Origin of the sequence: Sphingomonas sp. 179-A 2A2 NHS (assembly GCF_045371305.1) — a bacterium.
In the GTDB taxonomy this organism is placed as follows: domain Bacteria; phylum Pseudomonadota; class Alphaproteobacteria; order Sphingomonadales; family Sphingomonadaceae; genus Sphingomonas.
Genome location: NZ_JBIQDE010000002.1, coordinates 537,728 through 554,785, shown reverse-complemented (window position 1 = coordinate 554,785; position 17,058 = coordinate 537,728). Strand labels below are relative to the sequence as shown.

General features: G+C 67.7%; 18 protein-coding genes. 12 read left to right on the top strand and 6 right to left on the bottom strand.

Translation table 11 applies throughout. The features are described from left to right. Positions 1–77: 77 nt before the first annotated feature. On the top strand, positions 78–1,076 hold the full coding sequence (locus ACH0AE_RS05920; protein WP_294442415.1) for a D-glycerate dehydrogenase: 999 nt from the start codon (positions 78–80) through the stop codon (positions 1,074–1,076). A gap of 33 nt (positions 1,077–1,109) precedes the next feature. Here ACH0AE_RS05920 and ACH0AE_RS05915 read toward each other — a convergent pair whose 3' ends face one another. Both ACH0AE_RS05915 and ACH0AE_RS05910 read right to left on the bottom strand, forming a co-directional pair. Further along, positions 1,110–2,513, bottom strand: a complete 1,404-nt coding sequence (locus tag ACH0AE_RS05915; RefSeq protein ID WP_294442428.1) for a nitronate monooxygenase family protein — start codon at positions 2,511–2,513, stop codon at positions 1,110–1,112. Positions 2,514–2,611: 98 nt separating this feature from the next. Further along, a complete protein-coding gene (locus ACH0AE_RS05910; RefSeq protein WP_294442414.1) occupies positions 2,612–3,757 on the bottom strand; it encodes a glycosyltransferase in 1,146 nt (381 codons plus the stop codon). Positions 3,758–4,000: 243 nt separating this feature from the next. On the opposite strand from ACH0AE_RS05910, the gene ACH0AE_RS05905 reads away from it, so the two are divergent. Together ACH0AE_RS05905 and map are read left to right on the top strand one after the other, a co-directional pair. After that, entirely contained in the window at positions 4,001–4,210 is a 210-nt protein-coding gene (locus ACH0AE_RS05905; protein WP_406875536.1) for a ParD-like family protein, read from the top strand. Between the two features lies 1 nt (position 4,211). Further along, entirely contained in the window at positions 4,212–4,988 is a 777-nt protein-coding gene (map, locus tag ACH0AE_RS05900; protein WP_294442412.1) for a type I methionyl aminopeptidase, read from the top strand. Positions 4,989–5,103: 115 nt separating this feature from the next. Here the strand turns inward: map and ACH0AE_RS05895 are convergent, their stop codons facing one another. Next, positions 5,104–5,601 (bottom strand): MerR family DNA-binding protein, encoded by a 498-nt coding sequence (locus tag ACH0AE_RS05895; protein ID WP_294442411.1) that lies wholly within the window; start codon positions 5,599–5,601, stop codon positions 5,104–5,106. 52 nt (positions 5,602–5,653) lie between these two features. Between ACH0AE_RS05895 and ACH0AE_RS05890 the strand changes: the two genes are divergently transcribed. Further along, positions 5,654–6,478: a glutaredoxin family protein gene (locus ACH0AE_RS05890; protein ID WP_294442410.1), complete on the top strand. Its 825-nt coding sequence runs from the start codon at positions 5,654–5,656 to the stop codon at positions 6,476–6,478. A 44-nt stretch (positions 6,479–6,522) separates the two neighbouring features. On the opposite strand, the gene ACH0AE_RS05885 is transcribed toward ACH0AE_RS05890, so the two are convergent. Genes ACH0AE_RS05885 through ACH0AE_RS05875 form a run of 3 tightly spaced genes read right to left on the bottom strand, consistent with a single transcriptional unit; the run spans position 6,523 to position 9,340 of the window. Then, the gene (locus tag ACH0AE_RS05885; RefSeq protein ID WP_294442409.1) at positions 6,523–7,653 is read right to left on the bottom strand and encodes a glycosidase; all 1,131 of its coding nucleotides are present in this window, start codon (positions 7,651–7,653) and stop codon (positions 6,523–6,525) included. Next, positions 7,650–8,429, bottom strand: a complete 780-nt coding sequence (locus ACH0AE_RS05880; RefSeq protein ID WP_294442408.1) for an SDR family oxidoreductase — start codon at positions 8,427–8,429, stop codon at positions 7,650–7,652. Before ACH0AE_RS05880 ends, ACH0AE_RS05885 begins: the two co-directional genes overlap by 4 nt. Positions 8,430–8,464: 35 nt before the next feature. Continuing rightward, on the bottom strand, positions 8,465–9,340 hold the full coding sequence (locus ACH0AE_RS05875) for an alpha/beta fold hydrolase (RefSeq protein WP_406875535.1): 876 nt from the start codon (positions 9,338–9,340) through the stop codon (positions 8,465–8,467). Positions 9,341–9,377: 37 nt separating this feature from the next. Here ACH0AE_RS05875 and ACH0AE_RS05870 point away from each other — a divergent pair, with 37 nt between their 5' ends. The 8 genes from ACH0AE_RS05870 to ACH0AE_RS05835 all read left to right on the top strand — a co-directional run bounded on the left by ACH0AE_RS05870 (position 9,378) and on the right by ACH0AE_RS05835 (position 16,984). Further along, positions 9,378–10,748, top strand: a complete 1,371-nt coding sequence (locus ACH0AE_RS05870; RefSeq protein ID WP_294442406.1) for a protein adenylyltransferase SelO — start codon at positions 9,378–9,380, stop codon at positions 10,746–10,748. Positions 10,749–10,851: 103 nt separating this feature from the next. After that, a complete protein-coding gene (gene astD / locus ACH0AE_RS05865; protein ID WP_294442405.1) occupies positions 10,852–12,261 on the top strand; it encodes a succinylglutamate-semialdehyde dehydrogenase in 1,410 nt (469 codons plus the stop codon). Between the two features lie 38 nt (positions 12,262–12,299). Continuing rightward, positions 12,300–12,932, top strand: coding sequence for a hypothetical protein (locus tag ACH0AE_RS05860; RefSeq protein ID WP_294442404.1), 633 nt, complete (start codon positions 12,300–12,302; stop codon positions 12,930–12,932). Positions 12,933–13,023: 91 nt separating this feature from the next. Continuing rightward, entirely contained in the window at positions 13,024–13,815 is a 792-nt protein-coding gene (gene cobA, locus ACH0AE_RS05855) for a uroporphyrinogen-III C-methyltransferase (protein ID WP_294442403.1), read from the top strand. Continuing rightward, the gene (locus tag ACH0AE_RS05850; RefSeq protein WP_294442402.1) at positions 13,812–14,108 is read left to right on the top strand and encodes a DUF2849 domain-containing protein; all 297 of its coding nucleotides are present in this window, start codon (positions 13,812–13,814) and stop codon (positions 14,106–14,108) included. The genes cobA and ACH0AE_RS05850 overlap by 4 nt, the downstream gene beginning before the upstream one ends. A 69-nt stretch (positions 14,109–14,177) precedes the next feature. Continuing rightward, positions 14,178–15,809 (top strand): nitrite/sulfite reductase, encoded by a 1,632-nt coding sequence (locus ACH0AE_RS05845; protein ID WP_294442401.1) that lies wholly within the window; start codon positions 14,178–14,180, stop codon positions 15,807–15,809. Then, on the top strand, positions 15,802–16,233 hold the full coding sequence (locus tag ACH0AE_RS05840) for a DUF934 domain-containing protein (protein WP_294442400.1): 432 nt from the start codon (positions 15,802–15,804) through the stop codon (positions 16,231–16,233). The genes ACH0AE_RS05845 and ACH0AE_RS05840 overlap by 8 nt, the downstream gene beginning before the upstream one ends. Beyond that, positions 16,226–16,984, top strand: coding sequence for a phosphoadenylyl-sulfate reductase (locus tag ACH0AE_RS05835; protein ID WP_294442399.1), 759 nt, complete (start codon positions 16,226–16,228; stop codon positions 16,982–16,984). The genes ACH0AE_RS05840 and ACH0AE_RS05835 overlap by 8 nt, the downstream gene beginning before the upstream one ends. Positions 16,985–17,058 lie beyond the last annotated feature (74 nt).

Below are 17,058 nucleotides of genomic sequence, written 5' to 3'. Positions count from 1 at the left end.
GCGGGTATCGACCCGCTTCAACCGCCAGCCTCAACCGATCGTTGACGGACGACGAGCGCTTCGCCAAGCCCGCTCCCATGGCCGACACTCGCCGCGTTGCCAATCCGAAGGTGGTCGTCACCCGCGAACTCCCCGATGCCGTCATGGATCGGCTGGAGACGTTGTTCGATACGCGCAACAACCGCAGCGACCAGCCGCTGCCGCGCGACCAGCTGGTTGCTGCGCTTAAGGACTGCGACGTGCTGGTGCCGACGGTGGTGGACACCATCGACGCGGAGCTGATCGCCGAGGCTGGCGAGCGGCTGAAACTGATCGCCAATTTCGGCGCCGGGGTGAACCACATCGACCTGAAAGCGGCGCGGGCGCGCGGCATCATCGTCACCAACACCCCCGGCGTGCTGACCGAAGACACCGCGGACATGACGATGGCGCTGATCGTTTCCGTGCCGCGGCGGCTGGCGGAGGGCGAGAAGCTCGTTCGCTCGGGCGAATGGAAGGGCTGGACACCGGGCGGGATGCTTGGCCACCGGATCGGCGGCAAGGCGCTGGGCATCGTCGGCATGGGGCGGATCGGGCAGGCGGTGGCGCGGCGGGCGCGGGCGTTCGGGCTGTCGATCCACTACCACAACCGGCACCGGCTGCCGAAGGTGGTGGAGGCGGAACTGCAAGCGCAGTGGCATCCGAACCTGGACGAGATGTTGTCCGCCATCGACATCCTGACGATCCATACACCCCGCAATCCGGACAGCGAGAACCTGATCAATGCGGAGCGGATCGGGCTGCTGCGGCCGCATGTCTTCCTGATCAATGCCAGCCGGGGCGGGATCGTCGACGAGGATGCGATGATCGACGCGCTGGAGGCGGGACGGCTGGCCGGTGCGGGCCTCGACGTGTGGAAGCACGAGCCGGCGATCGACCCGCGGCTGCTGGCGCTGCCCAACGTCGTCATGACCCCGCACATGGGATCGGCGACCTACGAGGGGCGGCTGGCGACCGGCGAGAAGGTGATCACCAACATCCGCATGTGGGCCGACGGACACCGCCCACCGGATCAGGTGCTGGAGGGTTGGGCCTAGCCCCTTCCCTCCCCGACCAGCCGGCCGGGCGGATCAATCGCCGGTCAGGATCCGATCGACCAGCTGCTTCACCGTCGGCACGAAGCCGTTCGAGTAGAAGGGATCGCGCTTGAAATTATAGGCGGAATGGCCGGCGAACATGAGGTTCGCTTCGGTATCGCCGCCATGCGCGATATCCTGCAGCGTCTTCTGGATGCAGAAACTGCGCGGATCGGCGAGACGACCGGTGGAGTTCGTCTCCGTATCCGCCCAGCTGGAGAACAGGCACTGGCTGAGGCAGCCCATGCAATCGGCCTGATCCTTGCGGATTTCCGCCTTCTCCTGCGGCGTCACGAACACCAAGGTGTTGTCCGGCGTCTTCAGCGCATCGGTGAAGCCGTGGCCGAACCATTCGCGGGCGCGCATCAGATCACCCTTGGTGACCCAGAAGTTCTTACCCTTCACGCCGACGTCGAGCTGGAAGACGTGATCGCCAGCTTCCTGCGTGGAGAAGGCGATCTGCCGTTCCGAGCGCGCCTCGAGACTGCGGAGGAACGAATTGCGCACCGCGGAGGAATAGAAGCCGGTGGGCGAGAAACGGTGGAGGAGGACATCGCCCTCCTCGATCGTCATCAGGCGTTCCTTCCACGCCTGCGGGATCGGGCTTTCCTGCGTCAGCAGCGGGCGCGTGCCGTACTGGAAGGCGATGGTGCCCAGTTCCGGATTGTCGATCCAGTTGTTCCAATCACGCAGATACCAGACGCCGCCGGCCATCACGATCGGGGTGGTATCGGGAATACCGCCTTCGCGCATCGTATCGCGCAGCGCCTTCACGCGCGGATAGGGATCCTCCGGCTTCAGCGGATCTTCGGCATTGGAGAGGCCGTTGTGCCCGCCGGCGAGCCACGGATCCTCGTACACGACCGCGCCGAGCAGCTCCGACACCTTGGAATAGGCGCGCTTCCACAGCGCACGGAAGGCACGGCCGGACGAGACGATCGGCAGATACTGGACGTTATGTTCGGCCGCGATCTCGCTGAGCTTGTACGGCATGCCGGCGCCGCAGGTGACGCCGGAGACGAGCCCGCGGGTGCGTTCCAGCACGCCCTGCAGCACGCGCTGCGCGCCGCCCATTTCCCACAGCACGTTAATGTTGATCGCACCCTTGCCGCCGGCGATGTCCCAGGCGCGCTGCACCTGCTGGACCGCGCCCTCGATGGCGTAGGCGATCAGTTCCTCATGCCGTTCACGGCGAGTGAGCGCGTGATACACCTGCGGGATGATGCGGCCTTCGGGATCGTAGCTGTCGGCATTGACCGCGCTGACCGTACCGATACCGCCGGCTGCTGCCCAGGCACCCGCGGATGCGTGATTGGTTGCCGCAACACCTTTGCCGCCCTCCACGAGCGGCCAGACTTCGCGGCCGTTGTAGACGATGGGCTTGAGCCCCTTGAACACGGCAGTAGCCACGGCTTTCCGATTACCTCTTGGATGAAGAATAAGGCGCCCTAACGAGAAAGGTTGCGTGGGGCGAGAAAATTGCGCGCGTAGCCATGTCAGGCCCTTGCGCCCAGCGCGCCGGGCCGGCCGACCGCCTCTTCGTAAAGAGCGGCATAGCGCTGGATCATCTGGCGCTCGTCATATTCCGCCACTGCCTTGCGCCGGTTCGCCTCCCCCACCCGCTTGCGCAGTTCGGGATCGGCGATCAGCGCCTGCATCGCATCGCGCAGCCGCACTTCGCCCGGATATTCGGTGATGAAGGGCGCGTTTTCCGCCGACACCATCATCGGCACGTCGCCTACCGGCGGCGAGACGATCGGCAGGCCAGCGGCCATCGCCTCCACCACCGAGATCGGGAATTGTTCGGACAGGGAGGACAGCGCCAGCAGATCGAAATGGCCCATGAAGCGATAGGGCCGATCGAGGAAGCCCGGCATCACCAGCTGATCCTCGATCCCCATCGCGAGTGCCGCGCTCTCGATTGCGGCGCGCTCCGGCCCCTCGCCCACGATGACGAGGCGAAAGCGCGTGGAGAGGCCGCCGACCGCGCGCACCAGCGCGGGCAGATCCTTCACCGCGCGCAGGCCAGCGACGGTGCCGATCACGGTTTCCTTCGGCTTGCGCACGAAGCCGGGGATCGCCTTTGGTTCAGGCCGCTTGGCGTAGAGCGCGGTATCGATGCCGTTGATGATGCGATGGACCCTGGCGCGCGGCTGCTTCCAGGTTTCGAGCGCGATCCGTTCCAGCGACGTCGAGGGCACCACCAGGCCATGCGCGGCGCTGAGCGCGAGGCGACGGTAGAGATTGCGCTCGCGCTTCAGGCCGCCGGCCTCATCCTCGTTGAAGCCATCTTCATGATGAACGATCGGCGGCACCCCGCGCCCGAACACGCGCCGCGCCATGACGCCGTCGATCGCGCCCCAATTATAGGTGAGCACCAGATCGAAGCGCCGCATGTAGCGCGCGATGGCATCGTAGCGGCCGACCGAGGGCTTGCCCTGCAGCGGCGGCGGGTTCTGCGCGATCTCGTACTTCACGCCCTTGGCGATCCGCTCGCGTGCGCCGTAGCGGCCCTCCATCCCCGAGACGATGGTGTGCCGCGCGCGATCGCCGAAGGCGTTCATCAGGCGAACGGCACGCGCCTCCTTCCCCCCGAGATCGAAGGTCGAATGGAGGTGAAGGATGTTCAGCGGGGCTGCCATCAGCGGCCTTCCGGGCAGCGCGAATGTTGAGGAAGTTGAGGCGCTGGCGCGTTTTTCGCGGCGGCCTCAACATTCGCGGCGGACAGGGCAAGGCGGGTCGGCGATGTCATGGGTGCCCCCATGACACAGGACGGGCCGTGTAGGACAGAGGGGGGTGCCGCGAGGCCATTTCGAGGACCGAACTTGCCGGCCGCGGTTATACGCCGCATATACGTTTCGTATATTCGAGCGGGAGCTACCTTCATGGGCATCGTCAAGATCAACGACGGGCTGCACGAACAGGTGCGGCGGGCGAGCGACGTGATGTGTCGATCGATCAACGCGCAGGCGGAATTCTGGATGACGATCGGGATGCTGGCGGAGGCCAATCCGACCGCATCGTTCAACGAGATCGTGCGCCTGCGCCTGGCGCGCGCGATCGCGCCGGTGCGCCATCCCAAGGCGGTGGCGTGACATGGTGAAGACGCCTGACGAACTGGATCTGATGCGCACTTCGGGCAAGCTGCTGGCCCGGGTGTTCGAAATGCTGGACGGGATCGACCTTGCAGGCATGTCGACGCTGGCGGTGAACGATCTTGTCGAGCGCTACATCACCCATGACCTGGCGGCACGCCCGGCGAGCAAGGGACAATATGGCTTCGCCTATGTGCTGAACTGTTCGATCAACGAAGTGGTGTGCCACGGCGTGCCGAGCGCGGACGAGACCATCAAGCCGGGTGATATCGTGAACCTCGACATCACGCTGGAGAAGAACGGCTTCATCGCGGATTCGAGCAAGACCTATATCGTGGGCGATGCATCCCCGGCTGCAAAGCGGCTGGTGCGGGTGACGCAGGAAGCGATGTGGAAAGGGATCGGCGCGGTGCGGCCCGGCGCGCACCTTGGCGACATCGGCTTCGCGATCGAGCGGCATGCCAAGAAGAACGGTTATTCTGTGGTGCGCGATTATTGCGGCCACGGCATCGGCCGCGAAATGCACGAGGAGCCGCAAGTAATGCATTTCGGCAAGCCGGGCACGGGCGTGCGGCTTCGCGAAGGCATGACCTTCACGATCGAGCCGATGATCAATCAGGGGACGCGGCGCACCGAGACGCAGGACGACGGCTGGACCGTGGTGACCGGGGACCGGAAGCTGTCGGCGCAGTTCGAGCATACGGTGGCGGTGACGGCAACCGGGGTCGAGGTGCTGACGCTGCGGCGGGATGAGACCGCGGTGGGGCTGCGCGGCTGATGTGTGGGCGGGGTGCGGGTTGCCCCTGACTTGACGCGGGACCCCGGCTCGGGGGCCGGGGTGACGTGCATTGGGTTGTTTGGTTGGGTTGAGCCTCGGCCGGCGCTTGTGCGGCTTACCCCTTCGCCAGCTTTGCTGGTCCCTCTGCCCTCGCGTGGCCGGACTGTTCCGGCGGGTGATCGAAGGACGCGAGGATCGGGCATGGGCCGGCGGCGGTGGCGCTGCATTCCTCGGCGAGCCGGCGAAGTGACGAGCGCGCGCGGTCGAGTTCGGCGATCCTGGCGTCGAGCGCGGTGATCCTCTCCTGCGCCAGTGCGCGGACGCGGGCGCGATCACTGGTGGCGTCCAGCGCGAGGAGCTCGGCGATCTGATCCAGCGTGAAGCCGGCCGCCTGGGCCGAGCGGATGAAGCGCAGGCGGCGAACGTCCGCCTCGCCATAGCGGCGGATCCCGCCGCCCGCGCCGCCGCCGCTCCTGTCCGGCGTCTCGAGCAGGCCGCGGCGCTGATAATAGCGCACCGTCTCGACGCCGACGTCCGCGGCCTGGGCGAGGCCGGCGATCGTGAGACCGGGAGCAGCTCCACGCGGTGCGACCACCTCTTGACTCCGTACCATGGTACAGACCCTATATCGCGGGCAGCCTGATTACCAGTCGAGAGCCGCTGCCATGACCGCCACCACCCAGATCGATCGCTCGAGCGCGCCGGCGCCAGCCGCCGGGGCACGCCGCGCCGTGCTGTACCGCATGGTGATGGACAAGCATGTGTGCCCCTATGGCCTGAAGGCGAAGGACCTGCTGCGGCGGCAGGGTTACACGGTGGAGGATCACTGGCTGCGCACGCGCGAGGAAACCGACGCGTTCAAGGCCGAGCATGGCGTGAAGACGACGCCGCAGACGTTCATCGATGGCGCACGGATCGGCGGCTATGACGATCTGCGCCGGCATTTCGGCAAGACCGTCGTCGATCCCAAGGCGACCACCTACAAGCCCGTCGCCGCGTTGTTCACGATCACCGCGCTGATGGCGCTGTCGGCGAGCCAGGCGGCGTTCGGATCGCCCTTCACCTTGCGCGCAGCGGAATGGTTCATCGGGTTCAGCATGGCGGTGCTGGCGCTGCTGAAGCTGCAGAACGTCGAGAGCTTTGCGACGATGTTCCTCAATTACGACCTGCTGGCGAAGCGCTGGGTGCCCTATTCGTACATCTATCCCTTTGCCGAGGCGCTGGCGGGCGTGCTGATGATCGCTGGCGTACTGCCGTGGCTGTCAGTGCCGATCGCCTTGTTCATCGGGACGATCGGCGCGGTGTCCGTCTTCAAGGCGGTGTATGTCGACCGGCGCGAGCTGAAATGCGCGTGCGTCGGCGGATCGAGCAACGTGCCGCTGGGCTTCGTCTCGCTGACCGAGAATGTGATGATGGTGGCGATGGCGATCTGGATGGGCGTGGCGGCGCTTGGCCTGGTGGGCGCGGGGGCGGGCGCGGTGCACGGCTGACCGGCCACGCGCCCTCCTCGCCCGGCGGCGGCGATGGGCGGGCGTCAGCGGCCGAGATGCGCCTTGGGGATATGGGTGATGCGGCAGGCGAGATCGGCCTCGCCGCTCGCCACGATCCAGCGATCCCCGCCGTCGGCAAGACCGGTCGTGAAGACGACGTTGTCGAGGTACATCTGGTCCTTCAGCGGCTCGGTGAGCAAGGGATTGGGCTCGAGCAGCGGATGGTGATCGGTGGCCAGCGTGCGCCACGGCTCGTCCTTGTCGAGCAGCGTCCAGTAGGTGCGGTAGATGCCGACGATGCCGGACGGCTCGACGCCGTGCCACAGGGTGAGCCAGCCCTGCTGGCCGTTCACGTCCGCCAGCACCGGCTGCGCGCCGCCGCCCATGCGCGCGGTGGCGACGGTGGCGGCATGCGGGCGGATGCCGGGATGCTCGCTCGGCTTCCAGTGCAGCGCGTCCGGCGAGGAGGCGAGGTTGATCGATGGGCCGGCGCGCCAGTCGCTGCCCGGCGGATAGGCGAAATAGAGGTCTCCCAGCGGGCGGGTCTGCGCCCAGTATTTGCCGCCGATCAGCCCTTCGAAGATCAGCATGTCCTTGTTCTGGTGATCGAGGACGATGCCTTCGAGCTGCCAGTCCATGGCGTCGTTGCTGGTGTAGAGCGTGGTCGAGTGGCGTTCCGGGCTGACCGAGCAGCTCGTCATCAGGTACCGGTCGCCGATGCGGGTGATGCGGGCGTCCTCGACGCCGTAGCATTGGTAGCTGGCGCGCGGGGCGATGGCGCGATCGTAGTGGACGGCCTCGACGCGGCGGCCGTCGGGATCGAGCTCGACCGGGAGCAGCCAGGAGAGCGAGGTGAGCGCCATCACCTTCCATCCGCCGCCGCGCATCATGAACTTGCGCGGATCGGCGGTGTCGACGAGCTGCAGCGGCCAGGGATCGAGGACGTAGCGGCCCTCCTCCCAGCGGATCGCCCGGACGTGGCCGTCGCGGATCGGGGTGCGCAGCGCCTCTGCCACGCGGACCATGAGGAGGAGGTTGCCGTTGGGCAGCCGGGTCATGCCCGGGTTGAAGGCGCCCAGCGCGTAGGTTTCCTCGTCGATGTGCCCGGCGAGCGGGGAGCGGGACAGGTCGACGTCGTGAGGCGTGAAGACGAGGTGGTCGAGCGGGAAGGTCATTCCTGATCCTGCATGCGCGGCGAGATGGTGACTTGCTGCACGACGGTGCGGCTTGGCTGGGTGAGGAGGTAATGGACGCCGACGGCGATGTCCTCGGCGCGCAGCATCTCCTCCTTGTTGATCCGCTCTGCCTGTTCCTCGCTGGTGCCCTCCACCATGTCGCTGCCGGTGAGGCCGGGTTCGACCAGCGAGACGCGCACGCCCTTGGGGCCAAGCTCCCGCCGGAGCGCGATGGCGAAGCCCTGGATGCCGTATTTGATGCCGGCATAGACGGTGGAGCCGGGGCCAAGGACGTACGCACTCATCGAGCCGATGAGGACGATGTCGCCCTTGGCCTTCGCCTTCGCTTCCTCGCCATCCGCGCCCATCGCCTTCGCGGCGTGCTGGGCGGAGAGGAGATAGGCGGTGAAGTTGCTGCCGATCGTGTAGCGAAGATCCGCCTCGGTCATGTCGAGCAGCCCCTCGGCGCCGCGCGCGGCGTTGATCACCGCGACGTCCAGCCCGCCGAGATAACCGGTCGCAGCCTCGAACAGCCGGGCGACATTCTCCTCCTCGGCAAGGTCGATCGCGATGCCATCGCCCTCGCCCACCTCGCGGATGCGGGTGAGCGCGTCCTCAAGATGCTGCTCGTTGCGGCCGCAGACGAAGACACGCGCACCTTCGCTGGCGAGCAGAACGGCGATCGCGCGGCCGATCCCGGTGGTGCCGCCCGTCACCAGCACGCGGCGACCGGCAAGCGGCGTGATGGCGGTGTGCGCGTCGGATCGATCGGTCATGAAGGCTCCAAGAACTGAGTGCCTTCCTTGACGTTTCAGTCGCTTGCCGGTTCCTTCTCGGCACGCGCCAGCAGCCGGTCGATCGCGCCCTGCACGCCGGGCTCGCTCAGCGTCGGCGCGTGGCCGATGCCGGGCAAGGTGACGAGCTGCGCATCGGGAAGCGAGGCGGCCATCCGCTCGGCGACCGCCGCGGAGAGGATGTCGGACTTGCCGCCGCGCACGATCAGCACCGGCGCATCGCCGAGCGCCGCGAGCGCGCGCCACATGTCCGACCCGGCCTCGTTACCCGGTACGCGGAAGGGCTCGGCGATCTTCAGATCGTAATCGAGCACGATGCGACCGGCACTGTTCAGCCGGTAAAGCCGCTTGGCCATCGCCAGCCAATCCTCGATCCCGTAATCGGGATAGGCATGGGCATTGGCCTCCTGCACCGCGCGGGCGGCGTGCATCCAGGTTGGCCAGACGCTGTTGCGCCCGACATAGCCGCGGATGCGCGCGAGGCCGGCGGGCTCGATCTCCGGGCCGACATCGTTGAGCAGCGCGCCGGCGATACGGCCGGGCACCATCCCGGCCAGCAGCATGGTGACGATCCCGCCAAGCGAGGTGCCGATGGCGACGAAGCGATCGATGTTCTGATCCGCGAGCAGCGCCGCCACGTCCTGCGCATAGGTGAGCGGGACGTAGCTCATCGGATCCTTGGCATAGGCGCTTTCGCCGCGGCCGCGCAGATCGAGCGCGAGCACGCGGCGCTTGCCGGCAAGACGGCGCGCCAGCACCTCATAGTCGCGCGCGTTGCGGGTGAGGCCGGGCAGGCACAGCACCGGCAGCGCATCCGCCTCCCCCGGATAATCCCGCGCATGGAGGCGCAGGCCATCGTTCGACCACCAAAATAGATCCTGCCAGGCGGCCATGGTTGCACCTTTCGTTGCGCGCGCCCCATATCCACGCATGGCCCCAGAACCTCAAGCTGCCCCGCACGCCTATCGGCCCGAGACGACGATCCTGACGCTGGGCGACAGCTTCTACGATCCTGTCGAGGCAGCGAACTTCCCGCAGACGATCCTTCGCTTCCGCAACGATCGCGCCGCCGCCGAGGTGGGGCTGGACCAGCTGGACGATGCGCAGTGGATCCGCCACTTCGGCCGCTTCGAGCCGCTGCCCGGATCGCTGCCCCAGCCGCTGGCACTGCGCTATCACGGCCACCAGTTCCGCGTGTACAACCCCGATATCGGCGATGGGCGCGGCTTCACCTTTGCGCAGCTGCGCGACCGCGACGACCGGCTGATGGACCTTGGCACCAAGGGATCGGGGCAGACGCCGTGGAGCCGCTTCGGCGACGGGCGGCTGACGCTGAAGGGCGGCGTGCGCGAGGTGCTGGCGACCGAGATGCTGGAGGCGCTGGGCGTGCGCACCTCGCGCAGCTTCTCGCTGATCGAGACGGGCGAGGCGCTGGAACGCAACGACGAGCCCTCCCCCACCCGGTCAGCGGTGCTCGTGCGGCTGAGCCATAGCCACATCCGCATCGGCACGTTCCAGCGGGTGGCCTATGCCCGCGACGAGGAGGCGATGCGCCGCCTGGTGCGCTACGTGCTGGCGAACCTTTATGGCGAGGATGGCGAGGATCCGGTGCGGCTGCTGGAGCTCGTCGTGGCGCGCACTGCCGAGCTCGCCGCGAGCTACATGGCGGCGGGCTTCGTCCATGGCGTGCTGAATTCCGACAACATCAACGTCACCGGCGAAAGCTTCGACTATGGCCCGTGGCGGTTCGCGCCGACGTGGGACCCGGAGTTCGTCGCGGCCTATTTTGATGCCGCGGGGCTTTATTCCTTCGGGCGGCAGCCGCAGGCGATCCATTGGGACGTGATGCAGCTTGCCGCGTCGCTTCGCCTGCTGGCCGAGGCGGAGCCGCTGATCGCAGCGCTGGACGGGTTCGGCCCCGCCTATCAGCCGGCGGTGACCCGTGCCTTGCTGTGGCGGATGGGACGCGAGCCGCGCGAGCCCGAGGCTGACGTGGCCTTCATCCAGACGACCGAGCGCGCGTTGCGCGAGACCGGCGTCGGGATCAACGATTTCTTCTTCGACGTGTTCGGCCAGCCGCTGCCGCCGAGCTATGGCGCGGAATGGGACGAGGTGCGCGCCGGGCTCGACGCGCGGCAGCTGCGCGCCGGGCGGGACCATCCCTATTGGTCCGGCGAGCCGTGCGGGATGCAGATCAACGAGGTGGAGGCGATCTGGGATGCGATCGCGCAAGGCGACGACTGGAGCGCCTTCAACGCCAAGGTCGCGGCGATCCGCACGATGGGCGAAGCGCTGCGATGAACCGTCCGCGGCGGGCGCGCCTTGTCTGGCCGTAAAGAACCAACGTAAGGACAAAAGGAAGGATTGCCCGCTATACGCCGGGCGAACGCTAGAGGTCTGATCCGTGAGCGAGTTGGTTTCCCTCGAGCCCGCCACCGGCGCCGAATTGTGGCGCGGGGCGATCGGCGACGTGGACGCGGAAGTCGCCGCCGCGCGTTCCGGCTGGTCGACCTGGGCGGCGCGGCCGCTGACCTTCCGGATCGAGACGATGCGCCGCTTCGCCAACGTGGTGCGGCAGCGGCACGAGGCCTTCGCCGACATCATCGCGCGCGAGACCGGCAAGCCGCTGTGGGAAGCGCGCACCGAAGTCGACAGCGTGATCGCCAAGGTCGACATTTCGGTCTCGGCCTATTCCGAGCGCTCCGCGCAGCGGCGGCTGGACGCGCCGATGGGATCGCGCATGGCGCTGCGCCACAAGCCGCACGGCGTGCTGGCGGTGCTGGGCCCGTATAATTTCCCGGCGCATCTGCCGAACGGCCACATGGTGCCGGCGCTGATCGCGGGCAACGCGGTGGTCTTCAAGCCATCGGAAAAGACGCCGGCGACGGGCGCCTTCCTGATCGACTGCTATCGCGCGGCCGGCGTGCCGGAGGAATGCGCGCGGCTCGTCATCGGCGGGCCGGACGAGGGGCGCGCGCTTTCCGGCCATGACGGGATCGACGGGCTGCTCTTCACCGGATCGGCGCGCACCGGGATCGCGCTCAACCGCGCCTTCGCCGAAAAGCCCGAGAAGATCCTGGCGCTGGAGATGGGCGGCAACAACCCGATCGTGGTGTGGGACACGCCCGATCTTTATGCCGCGGCGGTCATCATCATCCAGTCCGCCTTCACAACGGCGGGCCAGCGCTGCACCGCCGCACGGCGGCTGATCGTCGACGAGAAACTGTGCGAGCCGCTGATCGAGCAGGTCAACGCGTTGCTCTCGCGCCTGATCGTCGGCGCGCCGCATGACGACCCTGCCCCCTTCATGGGCCCGGTGATCGACAATGAGACCGCAGACCAGCTGACCGAAAGCTTCCTCGCGCTGCTGATGCGTGGCGGGCGGCCGGTGCGCCATCTGCAGCGCCCGGTGGAGGGGCGGCCGTTCCTGCTGCCCGGCATCATCGACATGACCGACGTGAGCGAGCGGCCCGATATCGAGCTGTTCGGCCCGATCCTGCAACTGGTGCGGGTGGATGATTTCGACGCCGCGATCGCGGAGGCGAACAACACCCGCTACGGGCTGTCCGCCTCGCTGATCAGCCAGACGCCGGCACTGTACGACCGCTTCTGGGCCGGCGCGCGGGCGGGCATCGTCAACTGGAACCGCCCCACCAACGGCGCCTCCTCCTCTGCCCCGTTCGGCGGCGTCGGCTGGTCCGGGAACCACCGGCCGAGCGCCTATTACGCGGCCGATTATTGCGCTTATCCCGTAGTATCGAACGAAGCCGAGGCCGCGCGCGCCTCGATCGGCATCGGCCTGCGCGACGCCTGAGACGGGAAACCGGGGCGGCGGTTCTCCGTTTAGGACGGATGCGAAACCTTTCCTGCGCGATTGCGCTTGCCGTGGCGCTGGCCGCCTGTTCGTCCGAACCCGACCGATCGAATGAGACGCTGCCGGCCAACGGGCCTGCCGCGGACGTGACGGCGGCGCCGGTCCCCTCGCCGGCGCCGACGCCGGTCGTGAGCGCGAGCCCCACCGCAGCGCCTTCGCCGGATGTGACGCGAGTGGCGGGCAAGACGCTGGCGCTGGAGGGGCTCGGCGCGTTGCGGATCGGGGAAGCGGTGCCGCGCGGCAGCGGCTGGGCGGAGCGCGGGGCGCAGATCGACGAGGGGTGCCGCACGGTCAGCTCGCCCGACTATCCTGGCGTCTATGCGATCGTGACCGAGGGCAAGGTGCGGCGGATCACCGTGGGACAGCGATCCGACGTGAAGCTGATCGAGGGCATCGGCATCGGGACGCCCGAACGCGAGGTGCGCCAGGCGTTCGGCGGCTTCCGCGCCGAGCCGCACAAATATGAGGACCGGCCGGCGAAGTATCTGACCGCGCCCAATGCGGCGAGCGGCGATCCGGCGCTGCGTTTCGAGATCGGGCAGGACGGCAAGGTCAGCCTGATGCACGTCGGGACGATGCCGGTTCTCGGCTATGTCGAAGGGTGCGCCTGATCCGACCTTCGCCATAGGGAATAGCTGACCTACGCCTGCGCGAAGGATCGCTCGGTTGCCGGCCGTCGCGGCAGGCTTCATCTCCCTGAGGATGGCAAGCCTTCTCGATCCCGATGCGCGTGGACGCGTCATCCTCGTCGGTGCGGGTCCGGGCGACCCGGGCCTCCTTACGGTGCGCGCGGTGGAAGCGCTGAAGGCGGCGGATGTCGTCGTGCATGACGGGCTGATCGACCCGCGGGTGCTGGAGATCGCGCCGGCCGATGCGCATCGCATCTCCGTCGCCAAGCGGCGCGCACGGCACACGCTGCCCCAGGAAGCGATCAATGCGTTGATCGTCGCGCATGTTCGCGCCGGCAGCGTCGTCGTCAGGCTTAAGGGCGGCGACCCGTTCATCTTCGGGCGCGGCGGCGAGGAAGTGGAGGCGGTGCGCGCCGCGGGCCTGCCGGTGGAAGTGATCCCCGGCGTCTCGGCGGCGCTTGGCTGCGCGGCGGAAGCGATGCTGCCGCTCACGCATCGCGATCATTCGAGCGCGGTCAGCTTCGTTGCTGGCCAGTGCAAGGGGCTGAGCGACCAGGACTGGTCCGGCCTTGCCGGCCAGGGGCGCACGCTGGTGATCTACATGGGCGTCGCGACGGCGGAGACGATCGCCGACAAGCTGATGGCCGATGGCGTCGCGCCGGACATGCCGGTGGCGGTGCTGGAGAAAGGCACCCTCCCCGGGCACCGCGCGCTGAAGACGCTGCTGGCGGACCTGGGGCCGATGGTGAACCGCGAGGGCGTCGCGAGCCCGGCGATCATCGTCGTCGGCGAAGTGGTGGAATTGAGCGATGCCGAGGACCGGCTCGCAGGATGGGCGCGTGCAGCGGAGTCGATGAACGCATGAAATTGCTGACCGGAAACGATCTGGCGACGGGGGACGTGACGTGGTGGACCGGCGATGGCTGGTCTCGCCATGTCGAGGATGCGGTGGACGTCGGCGACAAGGGCGAGGCGATCGCCACGGCCGAGGAAGGCGCGCGGCGGGTGAATGGGCCGTATGTGATCGACGCGACCGAGACGCCCGAGGGGCCGCGGCCGGCACATATCAAGGATCGCATCCGCGCGCTGGGGCCGACGGTGCGGCCTGACCTGACATTGAAGCCGGCGGATGCGAACGCCGGCAGCTGGGTGATCTGATCGCCGGGTGATGGGAATAACGCCGCTGCGCCCCAAGGGACCGCAGGCGGCATTTGTGGACCGCTGCTGATGTATCAATACGACCAATATGATCAGTCGATCGTCGACGCCCGGGTGGAGGAATTCCGCGACCAGGTGAAGCGTCGGCTCGCCGGGCAGATCACCGAGGACCAGTTCAAGCCGCTACGGCTGATGAACGGCCTCTATCTGCAGCTGCACGCCTACATGCTGCGCGTCGCGGTGCCGTACGGCACACTCGACAGCCGGCAGATGCGGATGCTGGGGCATATCGCGCGCAAGTACGACCGCGGCTACGGCCATTTCACCACGCGCCAGAACATCCAGTACAATTGGATCAAGCTGGAAGACGCGCCCGACATCCTCGCCGAGCTGGCGACTGTCGAGATGCACGCCATCCAGACCAGCGGCAATTGCATCCGCAACATCAGTTCGGATCAATATGCCGGCGCCGCCGCCGACGAGGTGACGGACCCGCGCCCGTGGGCCGAGCTGCTGCGCCAGTGGAGCACGTTCCACCCGGAATTCAGCTACTTGCCGCGCAAGTTCAAGATTGCCGTGATCGCGGCGCCGGAGGATCGCGCGGCGATGCGGCTGCACGATATCGGCATCGAGCTGGTGGAGCGCGACGGCGTGCTCGGCGGGCGCGTGTTCGTGGGCGGCGGCATGGGCCGCACGCCGATGATCGCGCCGGAGATCAAGGACTTCGTCACGGCGGACGATCTGCTCAGCTACGTCGAGGCGTGCCTGCGCGTCTACAATCGCTACGGCCGACGCGACAATATCTACAAGGCGCGGATCAAGATCCTGATCCACGAGCTGGGCGCGGATGAATATCGCCGCCAGGTGGAGGAGGAATTCGGCCATGTGAAGACGCTGGGGATCGATCCCCCGGCGGCGGAGCTGGAGCGGATCAGCGCCTTCTTCGCGGCGCCCGCGTTCGAGGCGGGCGCTTCCGAGGAGATCGACCGCAGCGATCCTGATTTCGCGGTGTGGCTCGACCAGAACGTCCGCGCGCACAAGGCGCCGGGCTATGCCATCGTCAACATCTCGCTGAAGCCGGTGGGCGGCATTCCGGGCGATGCCTCGGCCGACCAGATCGAAGTTATGGCGGACCTGGCCGAGCGTTATTCGTTCGACGAGCTGCGCGTGACGCATGCGCAGAACATCGTCCTGCCCCACGTGCGCAAGGCCGATCTTTACGCCGTGTGGCAGGCGCTGACCGAGGCTGGCCTCGCCGAGGCGAACCTCGACCTCATCAGCGACATCATCGCCTGCCCGGGCCTCGATTATTGCAGCCTCGCCAATGCACGATCCATCCCGGTGGCGCAGAAGATCGCGACGCGCTTCAGGGATCTCGACCGGCAGCGTGACCTTGGCGAGCTCAAGCTCAAGATCTCCGGCTGCATCAACGCCTGCGGCCACCATCATGCCGGCCACATCGGCATCCTGGGCGTCGATCGTAAGGGCAAGGAGAACTACCAGTTGCTGCTCGGCGGATCGGGCGCGGAGGACGTGAGCCTCGGCAAGATCACTGGCCCCGGCTTCGACGAGGACGGCATCGTCGATGCGATCGAGCGCGTGACCGACAAGTTCGTCGCGGTGCGCGAGCCGGGCGAGCGCTTCCTCGACACCTATCGCCGCGTCGGCTTCGACGCGTTCAAGGAGGCGATCTATGGATAACAATCTCCTGCGCTTCCGCGACGACGAGGCGCATGACGAGCCGGCGATCACGCTGGACGCCTTCCTCGAAGGACAGACCAACGCCGGCGCGGTGCGGATCGAGGCGGGCGACGATGCGCGCGCGCTGCTGCCGCACATGGGCCAGCTGGCGCTGGTCGAGGTGAGCTTCCCGACGTTTCGTGACGGGCGCGGCTATTCCGCCGCGCGGGTGCTGCGCGAGGCGGGCTATACGGGCGAGCTGCGCGCGGCCGGGGACGTGCTGGTCGACCAGATCCCGTTCATGCGCCGCTGCGGCTTCGACAGCTTCGCTCCGCAAGCGCCGATCGATCCGGACACGCTGAAGCGCAGCCTGGAGCGCTACGATTATCATTACCAGGCCGCGGCCGACGCCGCGGTGCCGGTGTGGAAGCTGCGCCATGGCTGAGGCCGCGCGGCGCCTCGACATGATCGACGTCGCACCCGCCTTCACCCAGGCGGATGCGGCGGCGATGGAGGCGCGCTTCGCCGGCGTCTCGACGCAGGACATGCTGCGCGAGCTGCTGACGGGCGAGCTGAAGGGCCGCATCGCGGCGGTTTCGTCGTTCGGTTCGGAATCGGCCGTGCTGCTTCACATGGTGGCGCAGGTCGACCGCGACGTGCCGGTGATCTTCACGAACACCCAAAAGATGTTCGGCGAAACGCTTGAATACCGGGACGATCTTGCCGAGCGCCTCGGCTTCACCGAGCTGCGCGTCTATCGCCCCGACCCACGGATCCTGGCGGCGAAGGACGGCAATGGCCTTCGCTGGTCCTATGATCCCGACGGCTGCTGCGAAATCCGCAAGGTGGAGCCGCTGCGCCGCGCGCTGCTGCCGTTCGGCGCCTGGATCTCGGGCCGCAAGGGCTTCCAGTCGGCGACCCGTGCCGCGCTGCCACGGTTCGAGATCGACGACGGCCGTCTGAAGCTCAACCCGCTGGCGGATTGGGACAAGGCGCGGCTGGAGGCCTATTTCGCCGAGCACGAACTGCCGCGCCACCCGCTGGAGGCGGACGGCTACCCCTCGATCGGGTGCAAGCCCTGCACGTCCAAGGTGCTGCCGGGCGAAGACCCACGCGCCGGCCGCTGGCGCGGCTGGGAGAAGGTGGAATGCGGCATCCACGTGCCCGAGAAGCCGGGCGAGGAGCCGGTGTTCTGATGGCGCCGCCGGTCGGGGAGATTGCCCCCGCCGGGCGCCGCGACGCGCGAAGCAGAAGAAGCGGGATCCCGGAC

Coding starts and splice junctions, on each gene's coding strand:
- ACH0AE_RS05920 (WP_294442415.1), top strand. CDS start 78: ATGGCCGACACTCGCCGCGTTGCCAATCCGAAGGTGGTCGTCACCCGC.
- ACH0AE_RS05910 (WP_294442414.1), bottom strand. CDS start 3,757: ATGGCAGCCCCGCTGAACATCCTTCACCTCCATTCGACCTTCGATCTC.
- ACH0AE_RS05905 (WP_406875536.1), top strand. CDS start 4,001: ATGGGCATCGTCAAGATCAACGACGGGCTGCACGAACAGGTGCGGCGG.
- map (WP_294442412.1), top strand. CDS start 4,212: ATGGTGAAGACGCCTGACGAACTGGATCTGATGCGCACTTCGGGCAAG.
- ACH0AE_RS05895 (WP_294442411.1), bottom strand. CDS start 5,601: ATGGTACGGAGTCAAGAGGTGGTCGCACCGCGTGGAGCTGCTCCCGGT.
- ACH0AE_RS05890 (WP_294442410.1), top strand. CDS start 5,654: ATGACCGCCACCACCCAGATCGATCGCTCGAGCGCGCCGGCGCCAGCC.
- ACH0AE_RS05885 (WP_294442409.1), bottom strand. CDS start 7,653: ATGACCTTCCCGCTCGACCACCTCGTCTTCACGCCTCACGACGTCGAC.
- ACH0AE_RS05880 (WP_294442408.1), bottom strand. CDS start 8,429: ATGACCGATCGATCCGACGCGCACACCGCCATCACGCCGCTTGCCGGT.
- ACH0AE_RS05875 (WP_406875535.1), bottom strand. CDS start 9,340: ATGGCCGCCTGGCAGGATCTATTTTGGTGGTCGAACGATGGCCTGCGC.
- ACH0AE_RS05870 (WP_294442406.1), top strand. CDS start 9,378: ATGGCCCCAGAACCTCAAGCTGCCCCGCACGCCTATCGGCCCGAGACG.
- ACH0AE_RS05860 (WP_294442404.1), top strand. CDS start 12,300: ATGCGAAACCTTTCCTGCGCGATTGCGCTTGCCGTGGCGCTGGCCGCC.
- cobA (WP_294442403.1), top strand. CDS start 13,024: ATGGCAAGCCTTCTCGATCCCGATGCGCGTGGACGCGTCATCCTCGTC.
- ACH0AE_RS05850 (WP_294442402.1), top strand. CDS start 13,812: ATGAAATTGCTGACCGGAAACGATCTGGCGACGGGGGACGTGACGTGG.
- ACH0AE_RS05845 (WP_294442401.1), top strand. CDS start 14,178: ATGTATCAATACGACCAATATGATCAGTCGATCGTCGACGCCCGGGTG.
- ACH0AE_RS05840 (WP_294442400.1), top strand. CDS start 15,802: ATGGATAACAATCTCCTGCGCTTCCGCGACGACGAGGCGCATGACGAG.
- ACH0AE_RS05835 (WP_294442399.1), top strand. CDS start 16,226: ATGGCTGAGGCCGCGCGGCGCCTCGACATGATCGACGTCGCACCCGCC.